The organism is Aquabacter sp. (assembly GCF_965279295.1).
Taxonomy (GTDB): domain Bacteria; phylum Pseudomonadota; class Alphaproteobacteria; order Rhizobiales; family Xanthobacteraceae; genus Aquabacter.
In genome coordinates, this window is the sequence record NZ_CBDIHQ010000018.1 from 184,213 (window position 1) to 196,202 (window position 11,990).

8 protein-coding genes are annotated in these 11,990 nt (G+C 62.3%); 5 read left to right on the forward strand and 3 right to left on the reverse strand.

Annotation, left to right across the window (positions count from 1 at the left end; genetic code table 11):
* The first annotated feature begins 105 nt into the window (after window positions 1-105).
* A complete protein-coding gene (locus ADADO0_RS18770) occupies window positions 106-2,268 on the forward strand; it encodes a TonB-dependent receptor (RefSeq protein ID WP_511306726.1) in 2,163 nt (720 codons plus the stop codon).
* Between the two features lie 232 nt (window positions 2,269-2,500).
* Here ADADO0_RS18770 and ADADO0_RS18775 read toward each other — a convergent pair whose 3' ends face one another.
* On the reverse strand, window positions 2,501-4,486 hold the full coding sequence (locus tag ADADO0_RS18775) for an AI-2E family transporter (RefSeq protein WP_511306727.1): 1,986 nt from the start codon (window positions 4,484-4,486) through the stop codon (window positions 2,501-2,503).
* A gap of 193 nt (window positions 4,487-4,679) precedes the next feature.
* On the opposite strand from ADADO0_RS18775, the gene ADADO0_RS18780 reads away from it, so the two are divergent.
* The gene (locus tag ADADO0_RS18780; protein WP_511306728.1) at window positions 4,680-5,492 is read left to right on the forward strand and encodes an MBL fold metallo-hydrolase; all 813 of its coding nucleotides are present in this window, start codon (window positions 4,680-4,682) and stop codon (window positions 5,490-5,492) included.
* 557 nt (window positions 5,493-6,049) lie between these two features.
* Here the strand turns inward: ADADO0_RS18780 and ADADO0_RS18785 are convergent.
* Together ADADO0_RS18785 and ADADO0_RS18790 are read right to left on the reverse strand one after the other, a co-directional pair.
* Window positions 6,050-6,556, reverse strand: a complete 507-nt coding sequence (locus ADADO0_RS18785; protein WP_511306729.1) for a YciE/YciF ferroxidase family protein — start codon at window positions 6,554-6,556, stop codon at window positions 6,050-6,052.
* Window positions 6,557-6,709: 153 nt separating this feature from the next.
* The gene (locus ADADO0_RS18790) at window positions 6,710-8,056 is read right to left on the reverse strand and encodes a UDP-glucose dehydrogenase family protein (RefSeq protein ID WP_511306730.1); all 1,347 of its coding nucleotides are present in this window, start codon (window positions 8,054-8,056) and stop codon (window positions 6,710-6,712) included.
* A 224-nt stretch (window positions 8,057-8,280) separates the two neighbouring features.
* On the opposite strand from ADADO0_RS18790, the gene cysQ reads away from it, so the two are divergent.
* The 3 genes from cysQ to cysN are packed head-to-tail and all read left to right on the forward strand — an operon-like array spanning window position 8,281 to window position 11,977.
* The gene (cysQ, locus tag ADADO0_RS18795) at window positions 8,281-9,123 is read left to right on the forward strand and encodes a 3'(2'),5'-bisphosphate nucleotidase CysQ (protein ID WP_511306731.1); all 843 of its coding nucleotides are present in this window, start codon (window positions 8,281-8,283) and stop codon (window positions 9,121-9,123) included.
* Window positions 9,123-10,070, forward strand: a complete 948-nt coding sequence (gene cysD, locus ADADO0_RS18800; RefSeq protein ID WP_511306732.1) for a sulfate adenylyltransferase subunit CysD — start codon at window positions 9,123-9,125, stop codon at window positions 10,068-10,070. The genes cysQ and cysD overlap by 1 nt, the downstream gene beginning before the upstream one ends.
* On the forward strand, window positions 10,070-11,977 hold the full coding sequence (cysN, locus tag ADADO0_RS18805; RefSeq protein ID WP_511306733.1) for a sulfate adenylyltransferase subunit CysN: 1,908 nt from the start codon (window positions 10,070-10,072) through the stop codon (window positions 11,975-11,977). Before cysD ends, cysN begins: the two co-directional genes overlap by 1 nt.
* The last annotated feature ends 13 nt before the right edge of the window (window positions 11,978-11,990 follow it).

Here is an 11,990-nt window from a genome sequence, read left to right on the forward strand (position 1 = left end):
GTCTTGCGCGGTCTTGCAATGCGCTATGGCCAGCCTCCAAGCATTTCTGGAATCGCCATGACCAGCCGAACGTTTCACGCCCATGCATGCCGAAGGACACTGTTTATGGGATCCTCCCTGGCCGCCCTTTGCTTGACCCCGCTCGCTTCAGGCGGGGTGGCCGCCCAGACGATAACGGAACTCCCCACTGTCGTCGTTGTAGCCCCCTTGGCGGGCCAGGCGGGTCTCGGGGGCTTTCTTCCCGCGGATAGCACCGTCATCTCGCAAGAGGAGGCTCAGAACGCGACCCTTTGGACAAGCGATTCCGGCTCTCTGTTCACGCGCGTCCCCGGTGGGGCTGCTTGGGGGGCTGGCGGCGTATCGAGCCTGCCTGCAATCAACGGCATGGGTGCGGATCGGGTGCAGATCGCGATCAACAACATGATCTTCAGTCCGGCGTGTCCGAACGAGATGAACCCGCCGATGTCCTACGTAAACCCGGCGATGATTTCGACCATTAAGATCTATCAGGGCACCGCACCCGTCAGTGTCGGCGGCGACTATACGGGAGCAAAGGCCGACGTCACGGTGGCGCCGCCAAAGTTCACACAAGGACAGGCGCTTTCGGTTTCCGGCAGCCTCTCCGGCTTTTACCGGAGCAACGGCAACTCATACGGGACGGACTTCAATGGCACGGTGTCCAACGAGGACACCAGTGTGCGCTATACGGGTGGGTGGGCGCGCGCCAGTGACTACACGTCCGGCAACGGCACTGTCATCAAGTCCACCATGTACGAGACCCAGAATCACTCTTTGACTGTGGCCAAGCAGTTCAATCAGAGCCTGTTCACCTTCCAAATCGGCGGACAGTTCATCCCCTACCAAGGGTATGTGAACCAGTACATGGACCTGGTCGACAACAAGAGCGTCTACGCCAACGGCAATTATGAAGGGGACTTCGACTGGGGGCGGCTGGAAGCATCGGTCTTCGCCAACCGCGTCCGTCACACCATGGGCTTCATCCAGCCGGACAAGACCGGCGACATGCCCATGGACACCCGCAGCACGGATATGGGCTATCGGGTCAAGGCGACCTTAGGTCTTTCGCCTCACGATATCATCCGCATCGGCAACGAGCTTTACTACAACAAACTCGACGACTGGTGGCCCCCCGTGGCTGGCTCCATGATGATGGGCCCGGACACGTTCGAAAACATTAACAACGGGCAGCGCCTGCGCTTCGGATATTTCGGAGAATGGGAGCGGCATATCGATGCCCAATGGACCACCATTGTGGGCCTACGCAACGACATCGTCTGGATGAATACGGGCGATGTGCAGGGCTATGATCAGATGATGTATGGAGCAGACGCTGCCGCGTTCAATGCGCAAAGCCACGCTCGCACAGACTTCAACATCGATGGCTCTGCCATCGTCCGATATGAGGCGAACCCGTTCAGCCTCTATGAACTTGGCCTGTCTCGGAAGACACGTTCACCCAACCTCTACGAACGCTATACGTGGTCGACCAACGCCATGGCCATGCAGATGATCGGCTGGTTCGGCGATGGCAACGGATACGTCGGGAACATCAATCTGGAGCCAGAAAAGGCTCACACCGTTAGCTTCACAGCAGATTGGCATGATCCCGCTCAGAAGGTCTGGCAGGTCCGCGTCTCACCCTATTACAGCTATGTGCAGGACTACATCGACGTCCAGCGGTGCAATCTGGCGGGCTGCCTCTCCAACCTGCCGACCAACCTGGTCGCCGATAACACGTTCGTCTATCTCCAGTTCGCCAACTTCGATGCGTGGCTATATGGCGTAAACATCGATGGAAAGCTGGCCCTATGGGATGATCCGAAGTGGGGCCAGGGTGGCTTTCGCGGCGCTCTGAACTTCGTCCGGGGGCAGCGCACCGATGGTACCAACCTCTATCACATCATGCCGGTCAATGCGACGTTGGCGCTAGACCATGTGCTCGGGAATTGGAGTTCAAGCGTCGAGGTTCAATTGGTTGGCGCAAAAACCCAGGTAAGCCAAGTGCACAACGAACTTGAGACGTCAGCCTATGCGCTGCTCAACTTTCGAACCAGCTATCAGTTGGGTCAATTCAAGTTTGATTTCGGAATCGATAACATCCTCGATACAGAATATGACCTGCCGCTCGGAGGCTCGAACCTCGTGAACTATCAGGTGTCCAGCATGATGGGCACGTCGGCGGCATGGGGGTATCCCGTGGCCGGCCAAGGCCGCTCCTTCAATACGCGCGTGACCGTGGCTTTCTGAGCCTCGCCGTACAATTCAGGGCGAGGCTGATGTGCCTCGCCCATTTTCGAATTCACCCTCACGCAAACAGCTTTTCCGGCATCAGCGTGATGAACCGCGTCCCATCGTTCGCCATAGCCCGTCCCACCGCCATGATCGATGCCACCGCGGGATCGATCCTGTCGGTCGACGGCCTTTACATCATGCGCCATGAGCGTGGCGGCGATTTCAAAGGTGGCCTGTGGGAGCCGGTTCACATCGTTGTGGGAGCCGGGCGTCGGACGTCGCGTCCGCTCGGTTCTGTCGTTGCCAACGGCACCGGGACATGGTCGGCACTTTCGGTGGCAAGATCCAGCAGGCCGGCCAGCATCTCTTCAAGGGTTGCGACCACCATGTCGGCGCCCGACGCGGTTTCCAGCGCGCTGCGCAATGCCCGGTCGTCGAGCGCACCCCATCCACACAGCACGATCCGGGCGTCCGGGATCTGCCGGCGCAGGCGGCGGATGGAATAGCGCATCAGCGCGGCCGAGCGCGCCTCCAGCGTGGACAGCACCACCACCGCCACGCCCGAACCTTCCAGATGGGCGAGATTGCTGCGCGACATGCGCTCCGGCGCCTCCAGGCGCGCGGAAAATCCATGCCGTGCCAACAGGTCGATGGCGATGGAAGTGGCGGCATCGTCGAGACCGGGACGAACCGGCAGGCAGATGATCGCGGATTCGCCGCGCCAGCGCTGCGACAGGATCTCGGGATCGAGTGTGGGAAATGACCGGGGGCTCGGGCCCGCGAGTTCCAGCGCCGCCTCGGCTTCGAGGTCCCGTGTGTCGCCATGCGGGGCGCCGATGTCGTGATCCGACAAATTGTCGAGCAGTTCGGACACGCTGGTGGTCAGGCGCTCGATCCGCTCTGGGTCCAGGCTGCCACGCTCGGCATCACGTTCCGCAAGGCGCAGGCCGGGCAGGGCGACGTCGTCGAGATAGGCGAGCAGCGTGCCCTCCTTGAGGAATTCCTCCGCCTTGCTGGTGGCTTCGGTGGGGTCGCTCGCCAGCATCCGCTGGTAGAAAAGTTCCGGGGCGGTGAGGGGAGGGCGGTCCCCCAGCATCACGTCGAGATAATTCAACTGGTCCACATGCCGGCCGAGCACCACGACGCAAAGCGTCAGCGGCGTCGCCAGCACCAGGCCGATGGGCCCCCACAGCCAGGTCCAGAAGGTGGCTGACGCCACCACCGCCACGGGCGAGAGACCGGTGCTGCGGCCATAGACCAGGGGCTCGATGATGTGCCCCACCAATGGCTCGACAATCGCGAACAAAAGCAGAGTCCAAAGCGCGATGCTCCAGCCGGGGTCCATGGCGACCGCGAGGATCAGCGGCAGGATCGCCGCGATCGCCGCGCCGATATAGGGCACGAAGCGCAGCACGGCCGCCAAAAGACCCCACAAGGCCGCGCTGGGGACGCCGATGGCCCACAGTCCCAGGCCGATGACCAGGCCGAATGCAGCGTTGAGGGCCACCTGAGTGAGGAAGAAGCGCGAGAGCCGTGCCGCCGCATCGTCGAGCGCGGCGGTGGTTCGCTGGATGTCGTGGGCGCCGGCAAGCCGGATGAAGCGGTTTCGCAGGTCCTCCCGCTGCAGGAGGATGAAAATCACGAAAATGAAGATGATGCCGATGGTGGCGAGCGGGTGGAGCAGAGGCTCGACCACGGTTTGGAGCATGGCGAGCATGCCGGGGGAGGGCTGGTGAATTTCCACCGGCATCGGCGCGTTGCTTTGAGTCTGCGCGGTGGGCGGATCGATTTCCCGGCCCAATTCCTGGAGCATGCGCGCCAGGCGGTCGAAGGTGCCGGAGCCCTCCGTGGTCTCCTTGAGCGTGCGGATCTTCTCCCGCATGGTCTGCTGGTATCGCGGCAGATCGCTGGCGAGTTCGCCCACCTGCGTCGCCACCACACCGCCCAGCGTGATGATGCCCAGGAACGCGACCACCACCACGATCGCCACCGACAGCGTGCGGGGCACCTTGATCCGCCGCAGCACGAGGATGACGGGGGACAGGACGAAGCTCAGCAGCACGGCGAGCGCCACCGGAACGAACACGTCCCGGCCGAAATACAACATGCTGACGATTGCGATGAAGCCCACCAGCGTGCTGACTGTGCCATTGCCCAGGTGGGGGCGGGGGGCATCCTGCTCGGTGGTCAGGAGTGGTGGCTGCAAAGCCCGGCCGTTGGCACCATTTTCCATTTAGGCAACCCGGCAGCGCGAGGAGAAAAAAGCGGGCACGAGACGTCTCCGGAGCGGCGGGCCATGCAGGGCCAACGGCCGAGCTTGCCTTTAACGCCGCAGCGCGTGGATGGTTGCGCACTTACTGCACGCGGGGGCTTGGTTGAGCCCGCCGGTGCGGGTAAGCACGAGACGCAGACGGATCGGTTCTCCAATGTCCTTGACCTTCACCATTCTGGGTTGCGGTTCGTCCGGCGGTGTGCCGCGCGTCGGGCAGGGGTGGGGCGCCTGCGATCCCGCCAATCCGCGCAACCGTCGCCGGCGCTGTTCGCTGCTCGTGCGCCGGACCGGGCCGGATGGCGTCACAACGGTTCTGATCGACACGTCGCCGGATCTGCGCGAGCAGCTTCTCGACGCGGACGTGACCAATATCGATGCCGTCCTGTTCACCCATTCCCATGCCGACCACACACACGGCATCGATGATGTGCGGCCCCTGGTCATTCACCACCGCAAACGGCTGACCGCCTATATCGACGAGGAAACCTCCAAGGCGCTTCATGCGCGGTTCGGCTATTGCTTCGAGACGCCGGCCGGCAGCAGCTATCCGCCGATCATCATCGAGCGCCGCTTCCATGAAGGGCGGGAGATCGTCGTGGACGGAGCAGGGGGGTCAATTAGCGCCCTGCCGTTCCGCATGCACCACGGCGATATCGACGCATTCGGCTTCCGCTTTGGCGATGTCGCCTATTCCAGCGATGTGAGCGCATTCCCGAAAAATAGCCTCGAGCATCTGCGGAATCTTGATGTGTGGATCCTCGATGCGCTGCGCGACCTGCCCCATCCGACCCATTTCACGGTCGAGGAAGCCCTTGCCGAGATCGCAGCGCTGAAGCCCCGGCGGGCGATTTTGACCAATCTGCACACCGATCTGGACTATGCGGAACTGGCCGCGCGCCTGCCCGAAAATGTCGAGCCTGCCTACGACATGATGAGCTTTCAATCGGCTGCTGAATCTTTGCCTTAGGATGAGAGGGTCGACTTAAGTGGTGGCCGTTGCACGTATTTCACCACTCACGTAACGAATCGCCTCAAGAGCGGTATCGCGGCCCGTCGTTGGTCGCTTCCGGCCTGGAGGGTCTTGATCCTCGGCTGAACCGGCCATCCTTGGCGCCTCAATCCTCTGCAGGCATCTCTCCCTTAAGCCCATTCGTCATCGGGCTTATCTCTCGGCCGAGCATGCATGACAGCGAGCCCAGGGAGATGGCGTCTCTTACACGTCGTGCGTCGCGTGCGGGCCTATCGAGGCAGAGCGAGCCGCTCCATTCCCCCATTTATCGAGTGTTGCCCAGGATTCCGACAAGGGACGTATGCTCAGTTGGGAGCCGATCAGGGCGCGCGCCTTGATCCCGGCACCAACCATTTGAGTTAATGGATATAAATATGTTCCATAATATCTCTTCTGCGAATTAAGTGTTTTCGATTTCAGCCGCCCAAGTCCTCTGTCCCGCTCCGCCCTGAAGCCAAAAAAAGCGGGCGCCGATCCAATCCGCGCCCGCTCCCGAGAACAGATGATTGCCGGCCCTACTCCGCCGCACGGATGTTGAGCTTGGCTTCGGCAATTGCAGTGAGCTTCTGGTCCGCCGCTTTTTCCTCGGCGAGGTTCTTCGACAGCACCTGCGCACAGTCGGCGCGGCCGAGGCGCTTGGCCCAGGCGATCAGCGTGCCGTAGCGCGTGATTTCGTAATGCTCGACCGCCTGCGCGGCTGCCGCCAGCGCGGCGTCGAGCACTTCCTTGTCGGCGACCTCGCCCGCGATGTCGTCGGCCTCGTCGAGAATGCCGTCGATCGCCGGACAGGTTACCGTCTTGGCTTCCACGCCGTGCATGCGGAATACCTCCTCCACACGCTTCACATGGACTTCGGTTTCCGCGAGGTGCGACTGGAACGTCTGCTTAAGCGTGGGATCGCTCGCCTTCTCGATCATTTTGGGAAGCGCCTTCAGGATGCGCTTCTCGGCGTAATAGATGTCGCGCAGCGTGTGCACGAAGAGATCATCCATGTTCTGAATGTCTTTGGAAAAGATGCCCATTGCGAAGCTCCCGTTCGATTGAAATCTCAAGGCAGACATTGTTGCCTGTACCCTGAACATCGAACGTGAGCCCCGCGTGCTTGTTCCTCACGCCAAGCTTGTTACGCATGCCAAGCTTATGAAAATCTTGGCTATTGAATGAGGCGCCCTGCTCTATTCAGCCGCGCTGAGCACGACGGCATCGGGTCCGCCAGCCGGCCGGCCGACACTTTCATAGACAAACCCGAGCTGAGCCATCTGTTCCGGAAGGTAGATGTTGCGCAGGTCCACCAGCACGGGCTGCTGCATGATGGTCTTGAGACGGTCGAAATCCAGCGCGCGGAAGGCATCCCATTCTGTGATGATGACGAGGCAGTCCGCGCCTTCGGCCACCTCGTAAGGCCCCTGCCCGTATTCCACCGACGGCGGCAGGAGGTGCTTGGCTTCCTCCATGCCCTCGGGGTCGAACGCGCGCACGCGCATGCCCTTGTCGACGAGCGAGTTGATGATCGAGATCGCCGGGCTGTCCCGCATGTCGTCGGTATTGGGCTTGAAGGTGAGGCCGAGGATGGCGGCGGTCTTGCCGCGCACCTGCCCGCCGAGCGCCTTTTCCACCTTCCGTGCGATCGCCAGCTTGCGCACATCATTTACCGCCACCACGGTCTCGACGATCCGCAGCGGCACGCCGACCTGCTGGGCGGTGCGTGTCAAAGCCAGCGTGTCCTTAGGGAAGCAGGAGCCGCCATAGCCAGGGCCGGCATGCAGGAATTTTGCACCGATCCGGTTGTCGAGGCCGATGCCGCGCGCCACGTCCTGCACATTGGCGCCCACCTGCTCGCAGAGATCCGCGATCTCGTTGATGAAGGTGATCTTCGTCGCGAGGAAGGCGTTGCCGGCGTATTTGATCAGCTCCGACGTGCGGCGCGCCGTGAACATCAAGGGCAGATTGTTGAGGGACAGCGGGCGGTAGATGGCCCTCATCACCGCTTCGGCGCGTGCGTCCTCTGCGCCCACCACCACTCGGTCGGGTCGTTTGAAGTCCTCGATGGCCGCGCCTTCGCGCAGGAATTCGGGATTCGAGACCACGGAGATGTCAGCATTCGGGCGCGCTTCGCGGATCACGCGCTCCACTTCATCGCCGGTGCCCACCGGAACCGTCGATTTTGTGACGACGACCGTATAGCCCTCTGCCACGGCCGCGATTTCGCGCGCGGCGGCGAAGACGTAGCTGAGGTCGGCATGGCCGTCGCCGCGGCGCGAGGGCGTGCCCACGGCGATGAACACCGCTTCCGCATCCTTTACCGCCTGGGTGAGGTCGGTGTCGAAGTCCAGGCGGCCTGCGGCGACGTTGCGCGCAACAAGTTCGTCCAAGCCCGGCTCGAAGATGGGGATGCGCCCCTCCTTCAGCATGGCGATCTTGGAGGCATCCTTGTCGATGCAGGTCACATGGTGCCCGAAGTCGGCGAAACAGGCGCCGGAGACCAAGCCCACATATCCCGTACCGATCATTGCGACGCGCATGGATGCTTTCCCTTGCTATACTTTCCCGCGGTGCCACGGCGGGCCATTATGCCGGCTAGATTGACGCGCCCTTATAACAGGAAGAGGGCAACGTCCCGTGAAATGTTGTAGGACATCAAAATTATAAAATACAATTAAAATATGTTATTATTTTAATTCACATTCAAATTCTTGCAATCAAGGCTTTCGAGGGCTAAGGATCGCCACACAATCAGGGCCTTTGGATGCAGACGAATTTTGCCGCCAGTCTTCTTCTCCCCGATCTGGAATTGCTCGCTATCGCGGCGGGGCGGGAGATCATGGCGGTGTATTCGACCGACTTCACCGTTGCGATCAAGTCCGACGCGTCCGCTGTGACCGAAGCCGATACCCGCGCTGAAGCGGTGATTCTGCAAGGTCTCGCGCGCCTTTCCCCATGCATTCCAGTGGTGGCCGAGGAGCAAGCGGCCGCGGGCAACGTGCCGGCCGCGTGCGCGTGCTTCTACCTTGTGGACCCGCTGGACGGGACACGGGAGTTCGTATCCCGCAATGGCCAGTTCACGGTCAATATTGCGCTGGTGGAAAACGGGGTGCCGATGATCGGCGTGGTCTACGCCCCTGCCCTCGGTGTGCTTTATTCCGGCGCTGCGGGGCTGGGCGCGTTCCGGCGGCTGGTGGCGAATGATGTCCTCGGGCCGGCAGAGCCGATCTGCGTGCGCGCGGCACCCTCCGAGGGGATCGCGGCCGTGGGCAGCCGCTCCCATGGAAATCCCGAGACCGACGAATGGCTGCGCCGCCTCTCGGTGACGTCGTTCCTGGCTGCCGGTTCCTCGCTGAAGTTCGGTCTCGTGGCGGAAGGGCAGGCCGATGTCTATCCCCGGTTCGGACGCACCATGGAATGGGACACGGCTGCGGGGGACGCTGTGCTGCGCGCCGCAGGGGGCTTGGTGACCCAGGTCGATGGCTCTCCATTCCTCTATGGCAAGGATCAAGCGGGGGGCGATGCGCCCTACGCCAATCCCTCCTTCATCGCCTATGGCGATTTGCGGCTGGTCCAGGTGACCGCCCCTGCAGCAGGAATAAATTGATGGCCGCAGTGAACAGCGCCGACGCGCTCACCGCAGGGATCTCACCGGATCGTCTTTCGCATCTCCAGCGTCTTGAAGCTGAAGCCATCTTCATAATGCGCGAGGTCGCGGCGGAATTCGCCAATCCGGTGATGCTCTATTCCATCGGTAAGGATTCAGCCGTGATGCTGCATCTGGCGGTGAAGGCTTTCTTCCCTGCCAAGCCGCCTTTCCCTCTGCTGCATGTCGACACGGGCTGGAAGTTCCAGGAGATGATCGCCTTCCGCGATCGGATCGCGAAGGAGTTGGGCTTCAACCTCATGGTCCACACCAACAAGGCCGGCGCGGCGCAGGGCATCAACCCCTTCGACCATGGCTCGTCCTTCTATACCAACGTGATGAAGACCGACGCCTTGAAGGAGGCCCTGACCGCCCATGGGTTCGATGCGGCCTTCGGCGGTGCCCGGCGCGACGAGGAAAAGAGTCGCGCCAAGGAGCGCATCTTTTCCTTCCGCACCGCCAATCACGGCTGGGACCCCAAGAACCAGCGGCCGGAACTGTGGAACCTGTTCAACGCACGGGTGAAGCCCGGAGAATCGATCCGCGTATTTCCTCTGTCGAACTGGACCGAGCTTGATATCTGGCAATATATCCTGGCCGAGCAGATCCCCATCGTGCCGCTGTATTTCGCCGCCGAGCGCCCCGTGGTGTGGCGCGGCGGGCAGATGATCATGGTGGATGACGCGCGCATGCGCCTCGAGCCCGGTGAAGTGCCGGAACAGCGTAAGGTCCGCTTCCGCACGCTCGGCTGCTATCCCCTCACCGCCGCGATCGACAGCGAGGCGGACACGCTGGAGGCCATCGTCCGCGAGATGCTGGCGGCTCGCACCTCGGAGCGTTCGGGCCGTCTAATCGACCATGACGAGGCCGCTTCCATGGAGAAGAAGAAGCGGGAGGGTTACTTTTGATGAACGCCGCTCCCCGCTTGGACCTATTCGCGCCCGAAACCAAGAGCCTGCTGCGCTTCCTCACCTGCGGCAGCGTGGATGACGGCAAGTCCACCCTCATCGGCCGCCTGCTCTACGACACCAAGCTGCTGTTCGAGGACCAGGTCGAGACCCTCGCCCGCGATTCCCGCAAATACGGTACCGCCGGTGACGATCTCGATTTCGCGCTTCTGGTGGATGGCCTCGCTGCGGAACGCGAGCAGGGCATCACCATCGACGTCGCCTATCGGTTCTTCGCCACGGAGCGGCGCAAGTTCATCGTCGCGGATACGCCGGGGCATGAGCAATATACCCGCAACATGGCGACCGGGGCCTCGAACTCGGACCTCGCGGTCATTCTGGTGGATGCCCGCCAGGGCATTCTGACCCAGACACGGCGCCATTCCTTCATCGTCTCGCTGCTGGGCATCCGTCATGTGGTGCTGGCGGTGAATAAGATCGACCTCGTGGATTTCTCGCAGGCGCGGTTCGATGCCATCGTTGCGGACTATCGCGCGATGGTCGCGGACCTCGGCTTCACCAGCTTCCAGGCGGTGCCGCTTTCCGCCCGCTTCGGCGACAACATGCTGACCCGGAGCGAGCGGACGCCCTGGTACCAGGGGCCGACCCTGGTGCGCTATCTGGAAGGCGTCGACGTTTCGCGCTCGGCTGAGGGGCTACCCTTCCGCATGTCGGTGCAGTGGGTGAACCGGCCGAACCTGGATTTCCGGGGTTTCTCCGGCACCATCGCCAGCGGGATGGTGCGGCCGGGCGAGAGGATCGCCGTTGCGGCTTCCGGCCATGTGTCCAAAGTGAAGGCTATCGTCACCGCGGATGGCAACCTCCCCGAGGCGGGCGCCGGCCAGGCGGTGACGCTGACGCTCGATGACGAGATCGACGTGTCGCGCGGCGATATTCTTGCTGCCGCGAATGCCCGCCCGGAACTGGCCGACCAGTTCGCCGCCCAGATCATCTGGATGCACGACGAGCCGTTGGTTGCCGGCCGTCCTTATCTTATCAAGATCGGCACCCACACGGTGGGGGCGAGCGTTTCCTCGATTCGCCACAAGATCGATGTGAACACCTACGCGCCCGAACAGGCACGCGCGCTGGCGCTCAATGAGGTGGGCGAAGTCCACATCGCGCTGCGCGAGGCCATCGCGTTCGACCCGTTCGACACGATCCCCGGCACCGGCGCGTTCATCGTCATCGACCGCATGACCAACCAGACGGTTGGTGCGGGCATGATCCTCTCCGGCCTGCGGCGCGCGACCAATGTGCATTGGCAGGAACTGAAGGTCTCGAAGACGGCGCGGGCGGCCTTGAACCATCAGAAGCCGGTGGTGCTGTGGTTCACCGGCCTGTCCGGCGCCGGCAAATCCACCATCGCGACGCTGGTGGAGAAGAAGCTTCACGCGGCCTCCCGGCACACCTATGTGCTGGACGGCGACAATGTCCGCCACGGCCTGAACAAGGACCTCGGCTTCACCGACGCCGACCGGGTGGAAAATATCCGGCGTGTCGCGGAGGTGGCGAAGCTGTTCGCGGATGCGGGGCTGATCGCGATCGTCTCTTTCATCTCGCCGTTCCGGGCCGAGCGCCAGTTCGCCCGTGACCTCGTGGGAAAAGACGAGTTCGTGGAGATTTACGTCGATACGCCGCTTGAAGTTGCCGAGCAGCGCGATTCCAAGGGTCTCTACCGCAAGGCGCGCGAGGGGCTGATCAAGAATTTCACCGGTATCGATAGCGCGTACGAGCCGCCAGAGGCGCCGGAACTGCGTCTCCCCGCAAGTACCTCGACGCCGGAGGAATTGGCCGATCGGGTGATCGCCTATCTCGCAGAGAACGGCTATCTGGAACGGGCCGAGGATCTGGACTGGACCATCTGACTCGGCGCCTTCC

Coding starts and splice junctions, on each gene's coding strand:
- ADADO0_RS18780 (WP_511306728.1), top strand. CDS start 4,680: ATGTCCTTGACCTTCACCATTCTGGGTTGCGGTTCGTCCGGCGGTGTG.
- ADADO0_RS18770 (WP_511306726.1), top strand. CDS start 106: ATGGGATCCTCCCTGGCCGCCCTTTGCTTGACCCCGCTCGCTTCAGGC.
- ADADO0_RS18785 (WP_511306729.1), bottom strand. CDS start 6,556: ATGGGCATCTTTTCCAAAGACATTCAGAACATGGATGATCTCTTCGTG.
- ADADO0_RS18790 (WP_511306730.1), bottom strand. CDS start 8,056: ATGCGCGTCGCAATGATCGGTACGGGATATGTGGGCTTGGTCTCCGGC.
- ADADO0_RS18775 (WP_511306727.1), bottom strand. CDS start 4,486: ATGGAAAATGGTGCCAACGGCCGGGCTTTGCAGCCACCACTCCTGACC.
- cysD (WP_511306732.1), top strand. CDS start 9,123: ATGGCCGCAGTGAACAGCGCCGACGCGCTCACCGCAGGGATCTCACCG.
- cysQ (WP_511306731.1), top strand. CDS start 8,281: ATGCAGACGAATTTTGCCGCCAGTCTTCTTCTCCCCGATCTGGAATTG.
- cysN (WP_511306733.1), top strand. CDS start 10,070: ATGAACGCCGCTCCCCGCTTGGACCTATTCGCGCCCGAAACCAAGAGC.